Consider the following 22,024-nt stretch of genomic DNA (forward strand, 5'->3'; position numbering starts at 1 on the left):
GGAGCTTATATGCCTGTCGCATCCCCCGATAAGTACGCTGAGATGATTGACGCCGCGAAAAAGGGTGGCTATGCCTATCCCGCGGTGAACGTCACCAGTTCACAGACTCTCAACGCTGCTATCCGCGGTTTCGCTGAGGCAGAGTCTGACGGGATCATCCAGGTTTCGACCGGTGGTGCCGAGTATTTCTCTGGTCAGTCGGTGAAATCCATGGCCGTGGGGGCGAAGGCCTTCGCCGCCTTCGCCAAGGTAGTTGCTGATTCCTACGGTGTCACCATCGCTCTGCACACCGACCACTGCCCACAGGACAAACTCGAGGGCTTCGTTAACCCGCTCCTGGACGCCTCCGCCGAAGAAGTCAAGGCCGGTCGTGATCCGATCTTCAACTCTCACATGTGGGATGGTTCGGCAGAGCCTCTGGAAAACAACCTGCGCATTGCCGAACAGCTCCTGGAGCGAACTCAGGCCAACCACCAGATTCTCGAAGTGGAGATCGGTGTTGTCGGTGGTGAGGAAGACGGAGTGGCGAACGAGATCAATGACAAGCTCTACACTTCGGTCGAAGACGGTATGAAGACCGTTGAGGCTTTGGGAACCGGCGAGAAGGGTCGCTACATTACCGCGCTGACCTTCGGTAACGTTCACGGGGTGTACAAGCCGGGCAACGTCAAGCTGCGTCCCGAGCTGTTGGACGAAATCCAGCGTGAGGTGGGAGCCAAGGTCGGCGTGGAGCGCCCCTTCGACCTGGTCTTCCACGGTGGTTCGGGCTCGACAGATCAAGAAATTGCTGACGCTGTGTCCTATGGTGTGATCAAGATGAACATCGATACCGACACCCAGTACGCCTTCACGCGTCCGGTGGCTGCCCACATGTTTGAGAACTACGATGGGGTGCTCAAAGTTGATGACGAAGTCGGCAACAAGAAAATGTACGACCCGCGTACCTGGGGTAAGAAAGCCGAAGCCTCCATGAGCGAGCGGATCGTTCAGGCCTGCCAGGCGCTGGGATCGGCCGGCCACGCGCTGAGATAAGCTCCGACCCTTAGTGATGCCAATATGCGTTACGCCGAGGGGTTGGATCTGGGCTCACCCAGGGTTCTGGGACAAACCAGACCCCCTTGGCGTCGATGCGTTGAATGCGCCATTTGCCTAAGTGCACATCGGTGTGGTGGCCCTGGCAGAGCAAGACCGCATTGCCCATATTGGTGTCGCCACCGTTTTCCCATTCGGTGATGTGGTGGATCTGGCAATAGGCAGCGGGCATAGTACACCCCGGTGTGGCACAACCACGATCTCGAGCCACCAATGCACGGTATTGCGCGGTGGAGAACATTCGTTTTTCTCGGCCAAGATTGAGCACTTCACTGTCACTGCCAAACACCAGTGGGATCAATCCTGCGTCACAGGCGGCTGCTCGTAATGTGCTGGGATGAATGGTTCCAGAGAATTGACCTTCAGATCTGAATCGGTGGCCCGGAGAATCATCATCGACTGGATCGCCTTCTCGGTGGTGGCTGAAGAACTTCACGAGTGATTGTCTCTTCAAATCGTCATCGAGTTGGTGTCGTCGCGACAATTGTTCGCTCAGGGTCTCGTAGTCCATAGAGATGATCATCTTGGTGGACTGACCGCGCGTTGCTGGCAACCCGTTCTTGGCGTTCCCGGCGCCAATGCCGGCGATCAGTACACCGAACAGCGCGTTCACTGCACGGTGTGCGCGATGACGGGGATCGTAGAGGTTCTCCCCGTCAAAGGAGTGCTGGTTTCCCGCCGCATCGATACTGGCCAGTGCATCGGGGGAAATCTCGGGAAAGTTTGCTTTCAATGCCTGAATAACCGGGTTCTTCGGCTCGGTCGCCGAGCTCTCATCATCTGAGTTGTGGCTGTCAGTGACACCGGTTGTCTCAGAACCACGACGTAGCACGGCATAGTTGTTTGCTGCGGCCTCAATGGTTCGCAACAGCTCGGCATTGAGGCCGAAGACGGTCCCGCCGAAGTCCAGACCACCATCCTGTCGCGAGGCGACCCAGAACTGTTCTTGAGCTGGTTGTGGTTCAAGGCCATCTTCGGGTGCGGGGCCGTCGGCATCAATGTAGTAGCACAGTTTGGGCAACCACTCACGGCACGTTTGATGGAAGTCGCCGACGCTCATGGTTTCTGCGTGACGGGTCAGCACTGGCATCATTTCTTGAAGAATCGCGTCCACCCGTGCCGGATCCGCGGATGTTCTACGGGCATAGCGTTTGAGATCTTCGGTGAGCTTGATCAGGCGGTCGGCGTTAGCGGTCCGCATGTGACCGCGCTGGAAGCTACGCGCAAAGTCTGGGAACTCAAGTTCAGGGGCGGGGCCACCTGAAATCGGTGGTGGGGGCGGAACCGTATAGTGGGCCCGCATCGTTCGCTGGGCGATATCTCTGCGACCCAGTCCGTGGTATTCCTCGAGGTACTTTTTTTCATTTTTCGGTCCTCGAATTGTGCGGGGAACTCCCAGAACTGCTTGTTGTTCTGCGGTCGTGGTCAAGGCCCGGGTGGTGAGCCCCATCAGCGTCGTCTGGAGGCCGTCAAGACCGGTGCTGAGTTCTTCGGCTGCATGGGTGAGACCAGGCAAGCTGTCGTGATAGTTATCCGGTGCGGTGAGTTCGACCTGCTCGGAATCACGATCAGAGGCCAGCGTGGAGTTCCAGTCGGTAGCCGAGGCGTCTTCGCGCCACCTGGCGAGGTCATCGAAGGCACTCTCTGAGCCCATGCGCGACCCTAATGCTTGGAGTACCCGGCACGCGGCGTGGAGCATCTCGCCCGGCGATGCCTCTCGCAGGGCTTCTTCGTCGAGGAGACCCGGAACAGCCTGCATGTCGCGACTGCGCGGATCCGCCGTCACTGACATGCTCTTCACCACCTCAATGCGTTCGATAAACCATCTGATTGTTCGAGTTATACTCCCATAATATCGTACAGCTGTTCCCATAACAAGGGTGCACGCGAAGGGTGTGGATGGCTGCAAACCGCTTAATCATGCGGAAGTTGCGGTTGACGTCAAGTGTGCGTTTCGAACAGTGGACAACCGGCATTCGAACGGTTTAATCGAACATGCGCGACGTCTGAACATCCACCGGCAACAACTCTCCGGAGGTATTCCAGCGCACGGTGGTCGTTTAGAGTATGTGCCATGAGCTATGCCGTGATTGTGATCTACGTACCGACCGAGAACGCCGAAGCAGTCCGTGACGCGCTCGCTGAGGCGGTGGGCCCGATCGGTGAGTATTACGGAGCATCGTTCACCTCTCAGGGCACCGGGCGGTTCACTCCGTTGCCGGGGGCTGCACCGGCCATTGGAGAGGTAGACCGTGCCGAGGAAGTGGCTGAAGACCGGATCGAGATGATGGCCCCGATCGATAAAGTGCGGGCAGCGGTGCAAGCCGCACTCGCGGTGCACCCGTACGAGCAACCGGCCTATCACATCATCCCGGTCTCGACCCTGGAGGATTTTCGTGAGTAATGGGTGCCCGGGCACCGGGGCGCCCAGGGCGTTAAAAAAGCCTGCCACCGGTGGCACAACTGTGGTGGTTGGCTACGGTGGCAGGCGTTAGTCAGACCGTTAGTCAGACTCGGTGAGAGTTACTCAGCGTCCTCTTCCTCGGCGTTTTCCTCGTCTGAGGCGTCCTCGGAGGACTCGGAGCTGTCGCCTTCGGCGGGGATGATTTCACCGTTGGGCCATTCTTCCTTGATGAAGTCGGTGACTTCCTGGGAGTGCAACAGCTCTTCCAGGGTGGCAATGGCGTCGTTATCGTCGCCGGCACGCCAGACGAGCATGTTGCCCCACGGGCTGTCCTCGGCGGATTCCACGACCAGGGCGTCATCGACGCTCAGTCCGGCCTCCAGGAAGTAGTTGCCGTTGATGATGGCCAGGTCGATGGAGTCGTCATCGACGACCTGAGCCAAGAACTCCGGCTGGGATTCTTCGAACTCCAGACCCTTGGGGTTCTGTTCGTCGGTAAGATCCAGCGCGCCGTCGTCGTCGCCGATATCCTCCAGCAGACCTTCGGCTTCGAGTAGTTTCAGCGCGCGGGGCTGGTTGGCCGGGTCGTTGGTGATACCGATGGTGGCACCATCGGGCAGATCGTCAATGGAGTCGTGCTTCTCGGAGAAGCCAGCGTAGGGCTCCAGGTGGATCGGATCGCCGTGATCGAAATCGTATCCCAGGTCCTCTTCCTGCTGTTCCAGGAAGGGCAGGTGCTGGTAGTAGTTAGCGTCGTCGCCGCCTTCGTCCAGCACACGGTTCGGGGTCTGGTAGTCATCGTATTCGTTGATTTCCAGGTCGATACCGGCATCTTCGGCCAGATTCTCATCGACGTACTCCAGGATCCGAGCATGCGGAACCGGGTTGGCACCAACGGTGATGGTGGTGACGTCTCCGTCGCCACCATTGTCGCCACCGCCTTCTTCACCGCAACCGGTCAGCACCAGGGCGGTGATGGTGGCGGTAGCCCCGAGGGCCAGTCCGTGGCGGATGCGACGGCGTGAAGTGAATGAGCTCATCAGAGTTTCTCCTTCCAAGGTGGGTGTGTGGTTAGTCGGGGAGGAAAGCTTAACGGTGGTCGACGTACTTGACGATCTGATCGCCGATGAACTGGATGATCTGGACCAGCACCACGATCAGGATCACGGTCACCAGCATCACGGCGGTGTCGAAGCGCTGGTAGCCGTAGTTATAGGCGAGTCGGCCCAGACCGCCACCGCCGACCAGCCCGGCCATGGCGGAGTAGCCGATCAGCACCACGATCGTATTGGTGGAAGCGGCCACCAGGCCGGGGAGGGCTTCGGGCAGATAGATCTTGGACACGATCTGGGCCTTGGATAGGCCCATGACCTGGGCGGCGTCCACGGTGCCGGCGGGGACTTCACGCAGTGCGGTTTCGACCAGGCGGGCGAAGAACGGCGCGGTGGCGATGGTCAGGGACACGGTTGCGGCGATGGGGCCGATGGCAGTGCCGACCAAGAACTGGGTGAAGGGGATCAGCGCGACGATCAAGATCGCATACGGGATCGAGCGGGTGATGTTGACGATGATCGAGGAGATGATCACGTACAGCCAACGTACCGGTGCGAGCCCGCCCGGGCGGGTGATGTGCATGATCAGGCCGACGATCAGCCCCAGGATGATGGTCGCGATCGAGGAGATCACCACCATTTGGATGGTCTCCCACAGGGCTTCGGGCACGGCATTGGTGATGGCGCGGTTTTCGAGCACGTTCTCGGTGAACCAATCCATTACAGATCACCTGCCTTCAGGGCACGAGCTTGGAATCCGGCGGCGCGCAGGAGTTGCAGGGCTGGTTCGGCAGCGGGTGGCTGGTCCCCGCCGGTTACGGACAAAAGCTGGTGGGCGAACCGGGTGGGTCCGAGGTATTCGATGGTGCCGGTGGAGACGATGGCCTTCACCGGCAGGGCCTCTTCCAGCACGGTGGTGGGGGCGGGTAGGTGTTCGCCGGAGCCCAGCACCTCGATCAGCGTGGCTTGGGGGTCGCGGTGGGCTTCATCGAGTTCGTCCAGTGGCAACAACGCGGCGGAGAGCTGACCGTCGAGGTGGGCGGCGACTTCTTCCAGCGGACCGGATTCGACGATACGACCCGCGTCCAGCAGAGAGACGGCGTCGCACAGGGTTTTGACCACGTGCATTTCGTGGGTAATGACCACCACGGTGAGGTTGAGTCGGCGGGCCACCGAGCGGATCAGCTCCAGGATCTCTTTGGTGGTGGCCGGGTCGAGGGCGGAGGTGGGCTCATCGCACAGCAGCACGTCCGGGTCGGCAGCCAAGGCGCGGGCGATGCCGACGCGTTGACGCTGTCCGCCCGACAGCTGGGCGGGGTAGGCCTCGTGGAAGCCGTCGAGGCCGACGAGATTGACCAGTTCGGTGGCCCGCTGTTTGCGCTCGGAGCTGGAGACCGAGGAGATCTCCAACGGCAGGGCCACGTTGTCGACGACGGTGCGCGACGACAACAGGTTGGCGTTCTGAAACACCACGCCGATCCGACGGCGGGCCTGACGCAGTTGTTTGGCCGAGGAGTTGCTCAGCACCGTGTCGTTGACCGCGACCGTGCCTTCGGTCGGGCGATCCAACAGGGTCAGGCAACGCACCAGGGTGGATTTCCCCGCCCCGGAACGACCAATGATGCCGTGGATCGAGCCGGAGGGAACCTGAAGGTTCACTCCATCTAACGCCCGAACGTCACGGGCGTTTTGTCGGTAGACCTTGGTCAGGCCTTCAACAGTGATCATGCAGGGATATCTCCTGATCCTGATGCGCAGAACCGGTGGGTTCAGCGCATCGTGAGAGTGCTGACATTGCTGACAATGAGGTACCTCAAGAATAGGGGACACTGACTCGCAGCGCGGTATCGATGTGAACGTGATTTCACCGGGAATGTCACATGGTGTCATCTTCGGTACTTCGCCGAGCTGGGTACAGTGGAAGCAGAAGCTATGCGCTGAGGTGGCGAAAGGAGCCTGTTGTGGCCTCAATGATCGGTAAGAACTTGATGGAACCCGAGCCCACTCTGTTGGCGGCGGAACCGGAGGTGGACCAACGGCTGCAAGCCGGTGACCTGCCGGAGGATCTGGTGCCGGTGGCCCCGCGATCCTCACTGGTGTGGGCAATGTTGGCTGAGGATGCCTGGGCGGAAGGGCGCACCGTGGACTCCTACGCCTATGCACGGGTGGGATACCACCGGGGACTGGACGCGTTGCGGGCGGCTGGATGGCGCGGGCAGGGCCCGGTCCCGTACTCCCACGAACCCAACCGCGGTTTCTTGCGTGCCCTGTATGCCCTGGGGCGGGCGGCCGCCGCGATCGGGGAATCCGATGAGGTGGAGCGGATCACGACACTGTTGCATGACTGTGACCCCAGCGCGGTGGAGCAGATCGAGGCTCGCTAGTTCTGCTCGGGGCGGGGGAGCGAGTCGACGAATTCCCAGAACATTTCCCCGGCTCGGCGCAGGTTGGCCAGGAAGGTCTCGGGGTCTTCGGTGGTCTGATCGTGCCAGCTGACGCAGAACTCTCCGTGGGCGGGATTGGGCGTGTAGCTGATGCCAAAGCCTTCGGGGATCGTGGGGGCGAAGGCATACCGGATGATCTGCTCTGGGCCACCCACCGAGGTGGTGGACAAAAAGTCCCGGCGGACCGACCGGATGGCCGGGTCGGTGAAGAACGGGTCGGAGGCCATCAGCGTGTTATCGGCGATCGCGGTGGCTTCCAATAGTTGCAGGTGTCGATCCATCCCGGCCCCGGCTTTGCATTTCTTGACCCAGATCCGGTGGGCGTTCAGCGCATCGATCAGCAGATTTTCGGTAGCGTCCCCTTGAGCCAGCGCGGTGGCAAAGCGCACGGCTTCCGGGGTGGCAGCCCGGAGGCATTCGGTGCGACCGGCGCGAAATTCGCGCATGTCCACGGCCTCGTAGACCGCCCGGACATGCTGGAAGGTCAGGTACTGGGCGGTGGACATCATCAGCTGGGCGCAGGCGTCTCGGCTGAGTTTCATCGGGTAGTTCTCTACCGGCAACAGCCGGTCGACCTCGATGATCTCGACCTGGTAGTGGCTGGCCTGTTCGTGGTATTCCTCGACCTCCGGGGTAAAGGTCGCCAGGAACTCGTCGGTGAACTCCCAGGTCAACGGTTCGTAGGCGAGTTCGGGCTGGTGTGGGTCGGTGGTGGTCGGTTCGCGGTCCAAGTGCTGGATACGCTCGAGTGCGGTGACCAGCGTGGCCCCGTCCACGGCGGTGTGTTCGACCTCCATGCACAGCCAGTCGTGGTGGAGTCCGACTTGGTAGCTGATGGGCTTATAAACCCAGGCGGCCCCCGCGCGGAAGGTGACATTGCGCAGTTCGGTGGCCTGTGGCAGGTCATCGTCGGTGATATCGACGGTGAATAACAGGTTCTTCAGGCGCTGATAGGTGTGCTCGTTGTCCCCCACCGCGCGGAGTGCCGGGAGGTGTTCGGCTAAGAAGCTGGAACCCAGCGCGGAGATATCGGCGAAGTTTGGTTGCTGGGCTTGTTGGGCTTGCGGGGCGGTGTGTGCCTCGTCCAGAATCTGGTCGATGGCGACCCGCAGTTGCGTGGGGGTGACCAGGGCGCCGGTCTGATCGGTCACGGTGACCGCGTGCAGTTGACCCCGGTAGAACACGCCGATCTCGCGCTCGCGGGCATCGAGGGAGCACGGCTCGATCACGTCTTCATCGACCTGCGGGGTGCGGATCCCGCCGTTGAAGGTAAACCACTGGTTCATCGTGATGCGGCTGCCACGGGCATCGATCTCTTCGGGCATCTCGCCACGGGCCTGGATCAGGTGGAACCGGAGCAGGCGGTGTACGAGGTCGGCGACTCGAGCAGATCCGGTCTTCTCGGAGGGGATTTCGATCTGGAAAGCCACATTGGAGGCCAGCATCAGAGGCTCGCGGACCGCGAGATAACTGGAGTACCAGTAGTCGGACATCCAGTTGGTGCCGGTGGCCTCGGCCCGAGAGGCTAGCTGTTCCAGCTGAGATTGCAGGATGGGGCCATTGCGAGTGCGGAAGGAGTCGATGATCTTTTCGGCGTGGGCGAATTCCTCCCCGGCCAATAGGGCACGTAGCGCGTGGCGGAGCGTGTCCAAGGTGTCATCAAGATGTGGGAGAGGTAGTGGCTTGAGGTCGACGGTGGCCGGGTGCGGGGTGAGGGTCACAGCGGTATGGGCTTTCTCTTCGACAGGATGGGTTACCTCTATTGTCACCTGTTGGTGAGGTTGCTGTCAGGAGCCCTACCACCCGGTAGATAAAGTCACGAAAGAATAACAGGATATTCTCAGGTTTTCGCGGGATCGGCACGAGCATGCGGATTAAAGGGTGTGACTTCGGAGTGAATCCTCAGTTAATTCAGGCGGTCGGTTGCGAATAGGTAACGATTATGTCACGGTGGATAACAGTCAGATAACAACGCGCTGTTCGGGCGCGGTCCATTGATGTTCTCATCACGAGTAGAGATCACGAGATAGAGAAGGAATCCTGATTGATGACTTATTTAACTCGTCGCGAGCGTATTGACGCTGAGCGGGCCTTGAAGCAGGCTGCCACCCGCCGTCGTCGGAAGAATGTGACCAGCGGGCTGGTCGGTGTTGCTGCGGTGGCTGGTGCTACCTTCACCGGAATGAATTCGGCCACCGCTGCCCTGGAAGATGTGCCGGCCGATGCGGAGGGATCTTCGACGGCGGCTCAGGTGGGCCCGAATAGCACCTCCGATAGCGCCAACACCGCTTCGGCTGAAACATCTGCTGATACCTACACCGTGGAAGCCGGGGATACGCTCTCACAGATCGCCGGCGAGTTGGGCGTGAGCCTCAATGAGTTGCTGGAGGCCAATAGTATTTCGGCCTCTACCACCATTTACCCCGGCCAAGAGCTGACCGTTCCGGGCGCAACGGAGTCCACCGGGGAACAGGCGCAGACTGCCTCCAATACTGCCTCCAATGCTGAGACAGCAACCGGTGAGGCGTCGGCCGATGAGCCCCTGGATGTTCAAACCGTCTCGGCAACCAGCTCGGCCAGTGGCTGGCAGGGCCAGGCCGTGAACGCGGCCATCGACATCGTCAATTCCGGTGCTGTGTACAGCTTTGGCGCTAATGGTCCCTCGGCCTATGACTGCTCGGCCTTCGTTAAGGCCGCTTACGCCAGCGCGGGCAAGGATTTGCCACGTACCTCATCCGCCCAGTACTCGGCAGCCAACCAGCATGTCTCGCTGGACAACCTTCAAGCCGGTGACCTGGTGTTCTGGTCCAATAATGGCTCCGCCTCGGGCATTTACCACGTGGCCATATACATCGGTGATGGCCAGATTGCTCAGGCCCGTAACCCCAGCGCGGGTATTACCATTGACAACCTGTCGACCTACCAGCAGTACAACCCGCCGATCCAGACTGCCGCTCGGTTCTAAGACCCCCGAGCTCTCGGTGCTCAGCCCAGCTGGAGGGTTACAGTTGGGGTAGGTCGTCGAGGAGATGTCGGGTGTAGGAATGTGACGGGTTGTCAAGGACGTCATTGACCGGCCCGTGGTCGACAATCTCGCCCTGGTTCAACACTGCCACTTGCGTGGCGATGTGTCGGGCCAGGGCGATGTTGTGTGTGACGAAGAGTAGGGCCAGCCCGCGCTGGTAGCGCAATTGGTTCACGCCCTGCGCGGTTTTCAATCGAGTCTCGACGACTCGATGACTAGATACGGGGTGGATTACATTGTGAATACAGGCCCTATCGAACCAAAGGATCGGGTGCACTATGAGCGATGAGCTCATTGCACTAAGAAGAATAATAAACATGATCGCGTAACGAGTCGGCACGAACAACACGCACGAAAACGGTGTCTCGATCCTCTGGCTCCGTGCAATGCAAAGGCTTTCCGGCCACTGTCGATTCGAGGCACTACTGCCTCGGCGTCGCCACCGAGGAATCAAAGGAGAAGAATCAGTGACCAGAGAGCGACGAGTTGCCGTGATCGGTGCAAGTGGGCAGATTGGAAGTCTCGTCGCGCGTGCACTTTCCCAACGTGGTGTTCGCCTCGTTGCCATCTCGCGCCAACGAGGCGATGCGCTTTCCACTGATGAGCTTTCCCATTGTTAGATCTCATCGTATGAAACCGCCGAGCTCAAGCGAGGAGTGGCCAGGTTTGGTCCGTTCCATTGTGTCATCGACCGAAAGCCACCAGATTCCGCTGACTTTCCTCGGCAACCTTTATGTGTACGGTCGCGCCACCTTACCAATAACGGAGTCGCACCCGATGGAACCCTGCAGTGAGAAGGGAACCGCCAGGTTGGAAGGGACGAAGATTCTTGATCAGGCGCGTCTGGACGGTCACGACGTGGTCGTGTGCCGGGCGGCAAATTATCTCGGTCAGGGTGCGGAGACCACGGTTATGCCGTGGAGCTCTCTCGAGAAGGTCGTCAGAGGAAGAAAGTGCTCATTCGTGTGGTTCGGCAAGCCCGACAACAGGCACTCATTCGCGTTGCCGTGCGATATTGCTCGCGGGCTGGCTGAAACGTGCCTCAAGCCAGATCTCCGGTCTATGCCGTCGCTTCACATGACAGCGATCGTCGCGTTTTCCGCCAGTGACCTGTCCAGAGAACTATCCTCTGCGGTAGGTCGCACGGTCAAACCAGCTACTGTGGGGAAAACTTGTTCTCACGGTGGCTGGTAGCTTCAGCGCCGTTGCGTGCGAACAGCGGGAGATGATGTATCAGTTCGGCAATGACTATATCCTTGTCGACTCTAAGTTTCGTAGCCGAATGCCTGATTTCCCCTGAAGAACCGTGAAAGACATGGCATCGATGCTTGTGGCTACAGCTTGAACCTACTGGGTTCCGTGTGCAATGTTTGCCAGACTCGAGGGTTGCCGGGTGACCAGCATGGCAGCCTGGTCCGGGGCATCGACTAAGAAGACGTTGCGGGTCATCGCCCAGATTGTCGCGTGTTATCACTAAGACGTGGTGGAATGGTTGGCCATGGACGCTGGCGCCTCGGCAACTGCGATCATTCCGAACCATTCCACGTCACCGTCAGCGTCAAAGTTCAGTGTTCAAAACCTAGCGCCCCCATCGAGGTAATATCGGTCAGCCCACAAGAGGTGTGGTTGCGAGAGGTCGGTACGGGGACCTGATTTGTTCACGCGCGTCAACGCGAACCTCCCATCCTGCAAAAGCAAGTATCCGCGCATCGGTCCAACCTTTGGGACCAGGGAAGTCACAGGCGAATTATTCGGTTTAAAGGCGGTTGAGCTTTCTGGGAACCTTTAGTGTTTACAGGGGAGAGGGGTCAGGGAGGGTCAATGGTAGTATTCCAAGATTGTGCCCCATGGTGACTGCATGAGTACGGCTTCTTGCTTGTAGCCGACTACGAAGGTTCTTGATATGAGTATGGACCGTGGCCGTACTTACAGAAAGTGTCTGCGCGATCTGGTCGTCGCGTTTGCCCAAAGAGACCTGGTGGAGTACTTCCTTCTCGCGAGCCGTGAGAGGGCTCTCTAATATATGATGGCTCAACTTCCGGGCCACTTGGTGCCGCGAGACGTACTCCCCGGGCAATGATAGGGAGACGGCCGCGCTGATAATCTCGGCCGTGTCTAGCGGGGTTCCTACTGACACTACCCGGACGGGGCCCAGCGCTGTGACCTCATGGGGGTCGGGGGTGGCCAGGAGGATGGTGAGAGAATCAACGTCGCTGTGCCACCCGAGCTCGTGTATCACCTGTTGAAGCGAAGGCTCTCCGATGAGAAGTATATTCGCACCTTCAGGAAGCTTGGCCACACCGACGACCCTGTTATGGCTAATATCAAAGTCTTTCAACAAGCTCTCAACGTTGCTCACGCTTTTGGCTTCGCCAGTACCACAAATGGTGGAAAGAGTAATCATCGTCCCTCTCCTTGGCAAGTCTTTTGATAAACCGATACCAGGTTCTTGCTCTGGGTGACGTATGGATTCTTGGCTAGGTCCTCATATCGTTCGAGAAGTTCGAATCCAACGCTGGAAGCGAGAATGTCAAGCTCGCGAGGTGCTAACCAGTGGCTCGTCTCGGTGTAAAACGAATGGTTCTCGGGCCCCGTGACTGTGCGGATCAGAGTTACTTTTTCGGCAACGTGATCGACGAAGGCAGTATCGGTGAGCAGGTGCTGCTCGGTTAGAGGCACCGAAAGGCTGAATGTCTCCGGCTGATCGAGATAAATCCGCGGGTCATATGTCTCTAGAATCAAGTAGCCGTTGTCCGCGGTGCAATTAGCTGCTTGAGAGAGAACTCGTTGTTGTTCTTTCCATCCGGGAACCATGAATAGAGTATTTGTCACTATCACGCAAAGGTCGAAAATTCCGTGGACTAGCTTATTTCTAAAGTCACCACAGGCTGTAGAAACGTCGTATCCCCGGGTCCTCCGTTGAAGGATCTCGAGCATGGTTGGTGATAGGTCCAAGGCTGTTATCGAGAAGCCGGCCTCAGCAAGAGGTAGGGTTAACCTCCCAGTCCCCGCCCCGAACTCCAGCACCGTCACTGGCATGCGGGGTAACGAACTAACGAAGTCGGAAATCAAGTTAACATCATTCTGGACGGAGTGGACGAGTTCATACGTTTCAATAGACTCATCGGGGTAGGGTGGCTTCATGGCATACCAGCCTCCAAATTATGAAAGTCGGAAACCAGAACCGGCTCGGGAGCGACGCGTGGTTCGTAAGATGTCGCGCGCATCAGCATAAATTGCGTTCGTACACTATCCTGAGGATGTTCACCTTTGTGAGTAACGGTATTCAACAATGTTAAATACGCTGTGCTCAGTTTGACGCGCTGGAAGTCTTGAGTGGATTCGTGGGTTCTCACCAATTCATCGGTCGCGTCAAAAAGGCCCTTCTCCAGGCGGCGATGTGGCGCCCAAATTAGGTGCGTAAACCTACGCTTTTGACTGTACGTTAGTTCCTGCCAATTTGTGACATCCCCGTTCGGAAGTTGACTGCGGTACACGAGCCTAATTTCGTGACAAGCTGGGTTAGGAGCAAAGAACCGCCAATCTGGGACCATCAGACCTGTCTTGTCGATTTTGGTGGCCGTTTTCCGACCGATATCAAATTGCGAAAGCACGGTGGCCGTGGCCCAGATGCCCAGCGTTCCAGCAAGTGTGTACGTCGTGAAGTGGTGGCAGATGCTTGTTGTATTCACTTAAGCGCCCTCCTTCGAGTGATTATGTGGCCAAAAGTACGTGGCCATTGCCCTCACGATTTTCAGTGAATAGCCGAAGCCATAACTTTGCACGGTGCTCGGCTTGATGGATGGTGATGTGTGGGCTGCGTTCAGGAATCGAACGCAGTACTTCCTGAAGTTCCATGCAACTGTCGCTGGCGCCAAAAGTCATATAGGGCGGGTTATCAATAGAGTGCTGTTTTTGAGCTCTCAGCTGCGCTTGAGAAGCCCGGTCAATGTGAGTTCCAAGTTCGCAGGTCGGCAGGCACTCTTTATCTTCTTTGCTGAATTCCACTGCGTATCAGCGAGGTATTTTGGCCACATCACTTGCCTAATGGCTCAACGTCTTAGAGAGGAAGCGTGTCACTTGGCTCGTCGTAAATGTCTCCGCAGAGTGCGAATCGCTTGCTCTTACCGAGGCGAGGGATGAATCACTTCGGTGTTAGAGGAATCAACCAGCGCCAATCCACTGACACATTATGTGATATGGGCTACGAAGTGCGCATCTAACAAACCTCGGAAGGAGTGGTTCGAGAAGATCACAACGGTTTTGGTTCGGAGACGGTCGAGGAACCGTTCTGCGGTGCTCCAGTATCGCGGGACTGCTCGCGCTTTGAGAGTCGGTATTTTATCCCGATTGTAAAAATGGAAAAGATGTAGAATTTAGATCTCCCATTGACTCATAGACTTCCGAGTGGGCGAGAACCTGAGCTAAGTAGCTCTGAATGAAGAGGGACGGCATAGTCGGTTCCCGTCAGGACGGGATTATTGTAAGAGGCGGTGCTTCCATGAAAAACGAATGGCCTTCGCGACGGAAATGATGGACGGGTAGGTCCCGCAGAAGGCCCAGAAAAACCTGTTCAGCCCCATGAACCGGGCGTTGGCTATGTGGAACGCGGCTCCGATGCCGAGCCCTATGGTGCGGAGGGTTTTTGGCATCAGCACTACTGCTGGAAACAGGACTTCGAATGCTGTGACAGTTCGGCTCATGGTTGCCGCCCTCCATTCTTTCGCGGTCAGGAAACGGTAAAACATTTCATCGCCGTAGGTTTGTGTTCTAAAAATCCCTTTGAGGGCGCTTCCATCTCGCCACGAAGGAGAGACGACTTTGGCGACCCCAGATGCAAAGTACGAAAGTAGGCTCTGGAACGCGACAAAGGAACTGAGAAGGGTAGCGTTGCATTCGTTTCGGGGCATCAGCTCCGCAAGGGCGCCTGTTGAGAATACGATAAAGGACATCTGGTCGGATCCATCGGACCCGTACCAGCCTCGGTAACTTTTTGCCCACAGGAGTAGTGTCAGGGTGGTTATCGACAGGGTGCGGACTTTTGTCCGTTCCGGGGCAATGATCGTGCCGATAGCTGCCAGCGACCGAAGGGCTACCAGATACTGGTATCCAGGATGTTCGAAGCATTTGTCCAACTGACGGCCAAGGCGGCCTTGGAACATCGGTAGTGCAGTGCGCCGTAGTCGCCAGGCGAGTAAGGAATCGGACTTGACGTCGGCCGGTCGGCTCAATTCTTCTAGCGACCCAACCAAGCTCCCTATCGCTGCTATCCGCGACCCTCGTGTTAGTGCTTGTCTTGGATTTAGCTTGCATGACGAGGAAAACACAGGTCTCCTTCCGGTATCTTGGCTCCTACATGCTGTTATAGCGCCTTTTGCGTGTGCTTTGGAATCTATTAGAGGGAGTGTATTGTGCCTGGTGTTCCAAGCGAGAGCGCGCTTCAGCGCCTCGGTTCCCATTGAAAGAGGAACCGTGCCGCAAGGAATGCGAGGCCCACCCACGCTAGGGTTGGGATGAGTAGCATCGTCATTTCGCCGGTGGCATCCTCGCTCCATGCCTGGACGATTAGTTCGGCAGCCGCTCCTCCTGGTAGAGAGAGCTTTAAGCCGGCCATCTCGTCTGTGCCGGTAGCTGCGACCCACGTGGCCACTCCAACGACACCCATGGTGATCGGTAGTACTGTGATTTGGGCACTGTCGGGAGAACTCGTTATGCCAGCTGTAGCGAGGGCAAGGCCGAAGAACATGGCGTGAGTCAGCAACAAGACAGCGACCACATGCACTGGACTGCTTGGACCGCTGTCCACCAGTGTTAAGACCATCAGAATCACCAGCGTCTGTGCCGCCGAGAGCACAATGAGTACTAACGAGAGGCCGAGAAGGATGGCGGGATCGCTGAGGGAGGTCGACCTCATGCGTTTGAGGAACAAATTCTGGCGTCTTGAAGCCAACGTAGTGGTAGTGCTGGCGTAGACCACGAAAGAAGGGATCACTGCCATGACCAGAGAAGCGATCACAGGGGTTCCGCCTATCGTGTCGCGGTTCCAATAAAGGAACACGGAAATGCCCAAAGGAATGACTGTTGCCATGAACAGGACTAAAGGGTCCCTGAGCATCTGGATGAACTCGGCTTTGGCGATAGGTAACATCTGGTCTCCTCAGTTGCTCAGTGTTCGGAAAATATCGTCGAGGCTTGCTGGCTGGACCGATAAGTTGCTGATCCTTATGGCCTTCTCCTCTGACCATTGCAGAAGTTTGAACAGATCGCGCTGAGGGTCCTGAGTTTGTAGTTTCCAGCCACGATCCGTGGTATCTACGGGGACAGGAACTTCGCCACGATATTCGGGGGTGCTGAAACTGATCGTTGTGGGGAACGATCCTGCCAGCTGGTTGAATGTGCCTTCAAGCTCGAGTCGTCCTCGGTGCATCAATCCAATTCGATCGGCATGCTCCTGGGCTTCCTCGAGATAGTGGGTGGTCAGCACTAGCGTGGCGCCTTGGTCACGGAGCTCGCTAACTACCTGCCAGAGTTCATCGCGTGCTTCTATGTCAAGGCCAGTGGTGGGCTCATCCAGGAAGACAAGCTCGGGGTCACCGTAAATTGCTGTTGCGAAGTCCAGGCGGCGTTTTTCTCCCCCAGAGAGTTGAGAAACCTGGACGGTGTCCTTATGGGAGAGCCCGACTCGTTGAAGGACGCGGTCTTTATCGTCTTGCCGGCCGCTCACGGCCCCAAAGAGTTCAACGGTCTCCCCGACCCTCAAAGACGGAGCGAATCCGCTCTCCTGCAACATAATCCCCATTCGGGGTCGAACCGATCTGCGATCACGGGGATTTTGGTCAAAGACTCGAATCGTACCGGAACTTGGACGCCTGTGCCCCTCGATGGTCTCCAGTGCCGATGTCTTCCCTGCGCCGTTTGTGCCTAGAAGAGCGTAGAGTTCGCCTTGCTGTACTTCGAACGAGAGCTCCTCAACCGCCGTGAACTTTCCATAGCTCACGGTGAGCTCTTGGACGTCAATGATCTTTCGTGTAACCATGTCTTCATCCCAGCAAAATTGGCGGAGTGGCCCCAGTGACGTACTGTCATGAGTTAGGGACGCTTTCCGAAAAAGAGGTTGTGTGCCGCGTTTGCGACACACAACCCGGAGCCTCTCGCCTCAAGTTACGGGCGGAATCTAACCGACGCATCACGTGAAACTGATCGCAAGACAAGCTGGCCTGGTCGGTTCACCGGTCGGAGCCTGATACCGCGAGTGAGGATGGGCGGGGTGGCATCCAGACTGACCTGTGGGCCACTATTGAAGGTTTGAGAATTGTGGTGAGTCGGTCAATGAGCGACCGGCCACTCAGGGTGCGGTCAGGGAGGTTCGGGCTGGTGGTGTGTTTGTTCAGCCCACGTTCCTGAAGCTGAGTGAACACATTCGCTTCGAGGGGCCGGCAGGACGGCGTTTTCGTGTCATCGTGATGCAATTAGGACGCCCGAGTCAGACTGTGGCCGACGCGACGACTGTGCTCATGAGGGCGAATCAACCTTGCCGGTTTTTTCACGAACGGTAAGGGAAATCGAGAACCGCCAGCGCAGCGGGTTGTTGTGGAGCCCTGAATACGTGTATCGCGCACGTGGTAGTTACTAGTCGACCCGGTCGCGGCTAAGAGGTTTTTCTTTCTAGGGTCGCGACCCCTTGAAGAAGATCTTCATACCGGTTAACCAGCCGGTCACGTCGTGATTAATGAACTGGTTGTTGTTATCGAAGGCGCGCCCGTTGAACTCTTGCAGCACTTGAGAGACTGTGGTAGCAAACTCTGCTAGGACATGCAGGTGTGCGTATTTGCGTATCGATCGGGCGATCTCTCATATCACGTTGATATGTGAGTCAGGTTCAGGGCCAGATGAACTCCTCGTGTAACGTCGGCCCTCGGTTCGCAAGAGTGTTGCCCCTCAGAAAAACCTTGCGGGTCCGCGACCGCCCCACTTACTGGCCCGAGCTGGAGCGATTGGGGTAGTAACGGCGAGGGCCGCGCCGCGCAATCGCCTCGAACCGTACTTCGCAACTACAAGAGCGAGGTGGCGTTCGGTTGTCTCCGGCGATATCCAGTAGTAACTGGCCCAGAAACATATCGGTGTATCGGCGCTACTAAAACACCACCTCCCCGTATGCCCCGGTATCTACCGGGGCCTGCATCTCGGTGGCCAGAAAAATTCGACACTGCGTTCCGCCTGTGGCCCAAAAGCGATGAAGGGCTTTCAACGGCCTGAAGCACGGGTTGCGTCCTGAGACTGGGTGATACCCGAGTTATCTCTTTGCCTGCCGATGTCGGCGACGGGGTCGTTGAGTAACAAGCTTCCGTACTCCTTGAACGCCCTTGCGTACTGGAATGCGTACGTCTTTCATGTCTTCGCCGTCGCCGACATCGACAACCCACGCCCCATAGCTCTCGGCCTCACACCGACGGAGCTGTCATCGGCCCGTTAGGAATCGAAGGCGCTTCGCGAGCATTTCAGCGTGGCTCGCCGCCACCTTGTAGAGTGAGTTGTGTGCCGTTAGGTTGAAGAGCGCTCTCACGAGCCCTTATCAGTTCGTTGACTGAACCATAGGGTGCGACCTCGGCCGACACGGTAACTGGGTTGCTATCGGTAAACCCGAAGATAGCGGTAGTTGCTGTAGTCGCTGTGGTCGCGGGAGTTGCGAGAGTCGGCATCGCAGTAACGGCGTGCCCGACTTCGCCGATATTCAGTGTGTCCGCAAAATGTGTCAGGTCATTTCGCATGATCTAACCTCCTCTCAGGGATGTCCTACTTTACGTGCCCGGGTGTTGTCCGGACATTTCCAACACTAATCGGTTGCAAGGCTGAAAATATCCCCAGAAATGTGGATCTTTGAACCGTATTTCTAGAACAAGCCCAACTTCACTGGCTCGCTGGATAAAATAGAGTGAGTTACGACTCGCTCAAAGTCTTCCCGCCCGAGCGGGCAGTAGGTGCTGCCAGGAGGAGAATCCATGGCTGACAACAAAAGAAACGGGAACGAAACAGAAGAATCCATTGGAATCTCTGGGACGTGGCAACGACATTCTCTAGACCGTGTCCGGACCAATACGACCCAGGGGCTGTTGCTAGGACTGGCTATTTTTTGGGCTGCGGGGCTGCTTACCGCACTTGACCCCCTCTGGCACGCGCTGATTCTCTTGCCCAGCGCGACACTGTCGTTTTGCGTCGCACTACGGTGGGCGAATCTCAGTCGAAACCTCTTGGTGTGGTCGTTGCTAGTCGGCGTTCTTACTGCCGGGGTAGCCAGTTGGTTGGCAGTAAGCCCCTTAGCCACGGGCGGATTGTTGATTGCAGGCGCTGCCTACCTCTCCACGCTACCGAGAATGCGAGTCGTGGCCACTGCCGGTCTCCTAGGTGTCGCGGTAGGGCTGGCGCTCCTCTCGACAGTGCATGAGCCAGATCAGGCGCCTATTTATGTGACGACTACTGTGGTTTTTGGCCTCTTCTGGGTGGCCGTCTTCTTCGGGTCTCGGTGGACAGTGCGGGTTGTGCGGGAGCTCGACAATGCCCACCGAGCCCAGACTCAATTGGCCCTTTATCGGCAGAAATTCCGTTTCGCGGCTGATTTACATGATATTCAGGGACACACATTGCATGTAGTCAAGATGAAAACGGCCCTTGCTCAGCGACAGATGGACGACGCTCCTGACGCTGCCAAGCAGGAATTGGACGAGGTCCGTGGTCTTCTGACAGATACGATCTCGCAAGCCAAGTCACTTGCCTATGGAGAACGCCGTCTAACCCTGCAGGGCGAGTTGGAGAACGCGAAAAACCTCCTTGAGGCTACAGGTGCCACGGTCAATGTTCACCACGCTGATACCGATCTCCCGCTCGAACGTCAAGAACCAGCAAGCTTGGTGCTCAGGGAGGCGACAACGAACATATTGCGACACTCCGACGCTAGACAGGTGGAAATAACGGTCAACTCCAACATCGTGGGAATCAGCAATGACGGAGTCACTTCTGAAGCGTCAGAGCTGAGTGGGCTTGACGCCCTTAAGAAAAGAGTCTCAGAGTTTGGCGGTACACTCATGGCGCACTGTGAAGAAAACCGGTTCATCACTGAACTTCGATTCCCCACACGTTAGAAAGGCATGGCAACATGATTCGTGTTGTGCTTGCAGACGACGAAAACCTCCTGCGCGCCGCAATGGCACAAATCTTGCCCTATGAAGGAGAAATAGAAGTTGTTGCAGAAGCCCAGACCGGGCATGAAGCCGTTGAGGCTACTGTGACTTATCGGCCCGATGTATTGGTTCTTGATCTTGAGATGCCTGAGATGGACGGCCTCGAGGTGTTAGAGACAATTCAGCAACAGCTACCACATCAGCCAGTGCTCATGTTAACCCGGCACGCTAAACCTGGAGTGCTACGCAAGGCTCTTCGGCTGGGAGTTAAAGGGTTCGAGAGTAAATCTGCCGACCCTTCTCATATCGCTGACGTCATTGAGGCCGTTCATCAAGGAAAGCGCTGGATCGGCTCCGAGGTCTCAGCATCGGCGGTAAGCGACGACTGCCCACTCACAGAACGTGAGAAAGATGTCTTACGCGTAACCCGAGAAGGATTCTCAGCGTCAGAAATCGCGGCTAAACTTTTTCTCTCTCAAGGCACCGTACGGAACTACCTTTCAAGTGCCATAGCCAAAACACATGCAACAAACCGGCACGAAGCAGCGCGATTCGCTCGCGATCTTGATTGGATATGAGCCCCTAGTCCCCATCGTGTTAGTTCCTCTCTTTGCGGGGCATCTGACAACCGACCGTGAGGTTCCTACAATCAGACCCGGGGCCGTAGGCTCGGTACTCCACCCTGAGGTTCGGCCTGGCCTTCAGTACCAAAATCCTCGGTGACGTGGTGTCACTACAGCTAACGGGGTCAGACGATGAACACTGGGAACATGTCTACTCTTCGAAATTTGCTCTATGTCCTGATGGCTGTATCCGTGTTGTTATGCGTGCCGGCCCTTCTCGTGCATCTGTCCGTAGACCCGCTACCAGGGTGGGTGGAAGCTATTGCCAGTTCACTAGGTGGGCTTGTGTGGTTCGCTCCGGTGGTTGTTTTTCTGTGTGGACTGGCACTGGGCTGGGCTCAGAGGGAGATTCGCCGAGGCCAGCAACGATCACAGGCACCATCTCGTTCCCCTCAGGACTCGGATTAGCCAGGGAACCGACTCCTTCTGCCGGTACCTCCGGAGAACTGTGCGTGTGAAGAAGCGATCGTTGTGCATAACGTTCGGGCTTGAATTGCACACGTTAACCCCGTGCGGCTTTCGGCCGGTGCCATCCGGTTCCGTATCACGCCGTGAGTCACCGGTGGGAATGTGATGTTACGCCCACCTGTGGCGACGCGTGGGCTCCCGTTCTCTCTCTATTCCTGCCTTGGTTCCTTTGGTCGTTGCCCAGCTGATACCTGTACTGGATTTGGCCTATTGCTGTTGGTCCGCACGTGAAAGACTCTTGGATTCGGGTCTATTATCAAGAAATGAACCAGATGGGTTTCAGAACCGATATATTGCCGGCTTTCAAGAGCGACAACGTCATGACCAACTACACCTAGGCTCTTCAAGAAGCGCCTGTCCCATGACAGCAAAAACAGAGCGACGATTGACCCCGACCCTGCGCATGGTGCGCTATACACCGATGGCACCGTGCGCAGGGAAGTCCAACTTATACGTCTCGGGGTTGGGGCCGGCAAGGGAATTTTCCTCCGTGAACCGGACTTGTCTTAGAGGTTTTTCTTCGAGTCCTGTTTTTCTAGTGCTTTCTTCGCGTTCTTATGGACTACCGAGGCCAGGATGCCTACGCCTACCACTACGACTGTTAGCACGATAGCTGCACCGGATCCCTGCTCCGGAAGGGCCTCAATAGCCGGGGCTATGGGATCTGGAAGGCTACTGGGATCCATCACGTTATTGAGGACAACAAACACTGCGACCACTAGGGCTATGATCATGACGACA

At 57.3% G+C, this 22,024-nt stretch carries 21 protein-coding genes; 7 read left to right on the top strand and 14 right to left on the bottom strand.

The window, feature by feature from the left end; translation table 11 throughout:
• Positions 1-9 precede the first annotated feature (9 nt).
• A complete protein-coding gene (gene fbaA / locus DCC24_RS06375; RefSeq protein WP_110099091.1) occupies positions 10-1,032 on the top strand; it encodes a class II fructose-bisphosphate aldolase in 1,023 nt (340 codons plus the stop codon).
• Positions 1,033-1,042: 10 nt separating this feature from the next.
• On the opposite strand, the gene DCC24_RS06380 is transcribed toward fbaA, so the two are convergent.
• Positions 1,043-2,884, bottom strand: a complete 1,842-nt coding sequence (locus tag DCC24_RS06380; RefSeq protein WP_158524613.1) for an HNH endonuclease signature motif containing protein — start codon at positions 2,882-2,884, stop codon at positions 1,043-1,045.
• Between the two features lie 282 nt (positions 2,885-3,166).
• Between DCC24_RS06380 and DCC24_RS06385 the strand changes: the two genes are divergently transcribed.
• A complete protein-coding gene (locus DCC24_RS06385; protein WP_110099093.1) occupies positions 3,167-3,496 on the top strand; it encodes a hypothetical protein in 330 nt (109 codons plus the stop codon).
• Positions 3,497-3,615: 119 nt separating this feature from the next.
• Here DCC24_RS06385 and DCC24_RS06390 read toward each other — a convergent pair whose 3' ends face one another.
• From DCC24_RS06390 to DCC24_RS06400, 3 genes are read right to left on the bottom strand one after another with little or no spacing between them, the layout of a single operon-like run.
• Positions 3,616-4,536 carry a MetQ/NlpA family ABC transporter substrate-binding protein gene (locus tag DCC24_RS06390; RefSeq protein ID WP_110099094.1) on the bottom strand — a complete coding sequence of 307 codons (921 nt, stop codon included), beginning with the start codon at positions 4,534-4,536 and terminating at the stop codon, positions 3,616-3,618.
• 49 nt (positions 4,537-4,585) lie between these two features.
• Positions 4,586-5,269, bottom strand: coding sequence for a methionine ABC transporter permease (locus tag DCC24_RS06395; RefSeq protein WP_110099095.1), 684 nt, complete (start codon positions 5,267-5,269; stop codon positions 4,586-4,588).
• Positions 5,269-6,276, bottom strand: coding sequence for a methionine ABC transporter ATP-binding protein (locus tag DCC24_RS06400; protein ID WP_110099096.1), 1,008 nt, complete (start codon positions 6,274-6,276; stop codon positions 5,269-5,271). The genes DCC24_RS06395 and DCC24_RS06400 overlap by 1 nt, the downstream gene beginning before the upstream one ends.
• 233 nt (positions 6,277-6,509) lie before the next feature.
• On the opposite strand from DCC24_RS06400, the gene DCC24_RS06405 reads away from it, so the two are divergent.
• Entirely contained in the window at positions 6,510-6,932 is a 423-nt protein-coding gene (locus DCC24_RS06405; RefSeq protein ID WP_369860018.1) for a DUF3151 domain-containing protein, read from the top strand.
• Here DCC24_RS06405 and DCC24_RS06410 read toward each other — a convergent pair.
• Complete coding sequence (locus tag DCC24_RS06410; protein WP_110099097.1) at positions 6,929-8,761, bottom strand: choline/carnitine O-acyltransferase; 1,833 nt, start codon at positions 8,759-8,761, stop codon at positions 6,929-6,931. The two genes, DCC24_RS06405 and DCC24_RS06410, sit on opposite strands and share 4 nt — an antisense overlap.
• Before the next feature lie 278 nt (positions 8,762-9,039).
• On the opposite strand from DCC24_RS06410, the gene DCC24_RS06415 reads away from it, so the two are divergent.
• The gene (locus DCC24_RS06415) at positions 9,040-9,957 is read left to right on the top strand and encodes a C40 family peptidase (protein ID WP_110099098.1); all 918 of its coding nucleotides are present in this window, start codon (positions 9,040-9,042) and stop codon (positions 9,955-9,957) included.
• Between the two features lie 37 nt (positions 9,958-9,994).
• Here DCC24_RS06415 and DCC24_RS06420 read toward each other — a convergent pair whose 3' ends face one another.
• Positions 9,995-10,192, bottom strand: a complete 198-nt coding sequence (locus DCC24_RS06420; protein ID WP_199446235.1) for a hypothetical protein — start codon at positions 10,190-10,192, stop codon at positions 9,995-9,997.
• A gap of 211 nt (positions 10,193-10,403) precedes the next feature.
• Between DCC24_RS06420 and DCC24_RS12640 the strand changes: the two genes are divergently transcribed.
• Entirely contained in the window at positions 10,404-10,637 is a 234-nt protein-coding gene (locus DCC24_RS12640) for an NAD-dependent epimerase/dehydratase family protein (RefSeq protein WP_110099099.1), read from the top strand.
• Between the two features lie 1,172 nt (positions 10,638-11,809).
• Here DCC24_RS12640 and DCC24_RS06435 read toward each other — a convergent pair.
• The 7 genes from DCC24_RS06435 to DCC24_RS06465 all read right to left on the bottom strand — a co-directional run bounded on the left by DCC24_RS06435 (position 11,810) and on the right by DCC24_RS06465 (position 17,053).
• Entirely contained in the window at positions 11,810-12,421 is a 612-nt protein-coding gene (locus DCC24_RS06435; protein WP_110099101.1) for a response regulator transcription factor, read from the bottom strand.
• Positions 12,418-13,161 carry a bifunctional 2-polyprenyl-6-hydroxyphenol methylase/3-demethylubiquinol 3-O-methyltransferase UbiG gene (locus DCC24_RS06440; RefSeq protein ID WP_110099102.1) on the bottom strand — a complete coding sequence of 248 codons (744 nt, stop codon included), beginning with the start codon at positions 13,159-13,161 and terminating at the stop codon, positions 12,418-12,420. The genes DCC24_RS06435 and DCC24_RS06440 overlap by 4 nt, the downstream gene beginning before the upstream one ends.
• Entirely contained in the window at positions 13,158-13,709 is a 552-nt protein-coding gene (locus DCC24_RS06445) for a DUF5819 family protein (protein ID WP_110099103.1), read from the bottom strand. The genes DCC24_RS06440 and DCC24_RS06445 overlap by 4 nt, the downstream gene beginning before the upstream one ends.
• A gap of 22 nt (positions 13,710-13,731) precedes the next feature.
• On the bottom strand, positions 13,732-14,025 hold the full coding sequence (locus DCC24_RS06450; RefSeq protein WP_110099104.1) for a hypothetical protein: 294 nt from the start codon (positions 14,023-14,025) through the stop codon (positions 13,732-13,734).
• Positions 14,026-14,495: 470 nt separating this feature from the next.
• Positions 14,496-14,969 (bottom strand): HTTM domain-containing protein, encoded by a 474-nt coding sequence (locus DCC24_RS12055; protein ID WP_158524615.1) that lies wholly within the window; start codon positions 14,967-14,969, stop codon positions 14,496-14,498.
• A 488-nt stretch (positions 14,970-15,457) separates the two neighbouring features.
• Positions 15,458-16,165 carry an ABC transporter permease gene (locus tag DCC24_RS06460; RefSeq protein ID WP_110099106.1) on the bottom strand — a complete coding sequence of 236 codons (708 nt, stop codon included), beginning with the start codon at positions 16,163-16,165 and terminating at the stop codon, positions 15,458-15,460.
• A 9-nt stretch (positions 16,166-16,174) separates the two neighbouring features.
• Entirely contained in the window at positions 16,175-17,053 is an 879-nt protein-coding gene (locus DCC24_RS06465) for an ABC transporter ATP-binding protein (RefSeq protein WP_110099107.1), read from the bottom strand.
• A gap of 1,963 nt (positions 17,054-19,016) precedes the next feature.
• Here DCC24_RS06465 and DCC24_RS06475 point away from each other — a divergent pair.
• Positions 19,017-20,153 (top strand): histidine kinase, encoded by a 1,137-nt coding sequence (locus DCC24_RS06475; RefSeq protein WP_110099109.1) that lies wholly within the window; start codon positions 19,017-19,019, stop codon positions 20,151-20,153.
• A gap of 14 nt (positions 20,154-20,167) precedes the next feature.
• Positions 20,168-20,770, top strand: coding sequence for a DNA-binding response regulator (locus tag DCC24_RS06480; RefSeq protein WP_110099110.1), 603 nt, complete (start codon positions 20,168-20,170; stop codon positions 20,768-20,770).
• Positions 20,771-21,789: 1,019 nt separating this feature from the next.
• Here DCC24_RS06480 and DCC24_RS06485 read toward each other — a convergent pair.
• Positions 21,790-22,017, bottom strand: a complete 228-nt coding sequence (locus DCC24_RS06485; protein ID WP_146206292.1) for a hypothetical protein — start codon at positions 22,015-22,017, stop codon at positions 21,790-21,792.
• Positions 22,018-22,024 lie beyond the last annotated feature (7 nt).

The organism is Auritidibacter sp. NML100628, assembly GCF_003185985.1.
GTDB classification, from domain to species: domain Bacteria; phylum Actinomycetota; class Actinomycetes; order Actinomycetales; family Micrococcaceae; genus Auritidibacter; species Auritidibacter ignavus.

Excerpts from the sequence above, each read along its gene's own strand:
- fbaA (WP_110099091.1), top strand. The coding sequence starts at position 10 with ATGCCTGTCGCATCCCCCGATAAGTACGCTGAGATGATTGACGCCGCG.
- DCC24_RS06380 (WP_158524613.1), bottom strand. The coding sequence starts at position 2,884 with ATGTCAGTGACGGCGGATCCGCGCAGTCGCGACATGCAGGCTGTTCCG.
- DCC24_RS06385 (WP_110099093.1), top strand. The coding sequence starts at position 3,167 with ATGAGCTATGCCGTGATTGTGATCTACGTACCGACCGAGAACGCCGAA.
- DCC24_RS06390 (WP_110099094.1), bottom strand. The coding sequence starts at position 4,536 with ATGAGCTCATTCACTTCACGCCGTCGCATCCGCCACGGACTGGCCCTC.
- DCC24_RS06395 (WP_110099095.1), bottom strand. The coding sequence starts at position 5,269 with ATGGATTGGTTCACCGAGAACGTGCTCGAAAACCGCGCCATCACCAAT.
- DCC24_RS06400 (WP_110099096.1), bottom strand. The coding sequence starts at position 6,276 with ATGATCACTGTTGAAGGCCTGACCAAGGTCTACCGACAAAACGCCCGT.
- DCC24_RS06415 (WP_110099098.1), top strand. The coding sequence starts at position 9,040 with ATGACTTATTTAACTCGTCGCGAGCGTATTGACGCTGAGCGGGCCTTG.
- DCC24_RS12640 (WP_110099099.1), top strand. The coding sequence starts at position 10,404 with ATGCAAAGGCTTTCCGGCCACTGTCGATTCGAGGCACTACTGCCTCGG.
- DCC24_RS06435 (WP_110099101.1), bottom strand. The coding sequence starts at position 12,421 with ATGATTACTCTTTCCACCATTTGTGGTACTGGCGAAGCCAAAAGCGTG.
- DCC24_RS06440 (WP_110099102.1), bottom strand. The coding sequence starts at position 13,161 with ATGAAGCCACCCTACCCCGATGAGTCTATTGAAACGTATGAACTCGTC.
- DCC24_RS12055 (WP_158524615.1), bottom strand. The coding sequence starts at position 14,969 with ATGTCCTTTATCGTATTCTCAACAGGCGCCCTTGCGGAGCTGATGCCC.
- DCC24_RS06460 (WP_110099106.1), bottom strand. The coding sequence starts at position 16,165 with ATGTTACCTATCGCCAAAGCCGAGTTCATCCAGATGCTCAGGGACCCT.
- DCC24_RS06465 (WP_110099107.1), bottom strand. The coding sequence starts at position 17,053 with ATGGTTACACGAAAGATCATTGACGTCCAAGAGCTCACCGTGAGCTAT.
- DCC24_RS06475 (WP_110099109.1), top strand. The coding sequence starts at position 19,017 with ATGGCTGACAACAAAAGAAACGGGAACGAAACAGAAGAATCCATTGGA.
- DCC24_RS06480 (WP_110099110.1), top strand. The coding sequence starts at position 20,168 with ATGATTCGTGTTGTGCTTGCAGACGACGAAAACCTCCTGCGCGCCGCA.
- DCC24_RS06485 (WP_146206292.1), bottom strand. The coding sequence starts at position 22,017 with ATGATCATAGCCCTAGTGGTCGCAGTGTTTGTTGTCCTCAATAACGTG.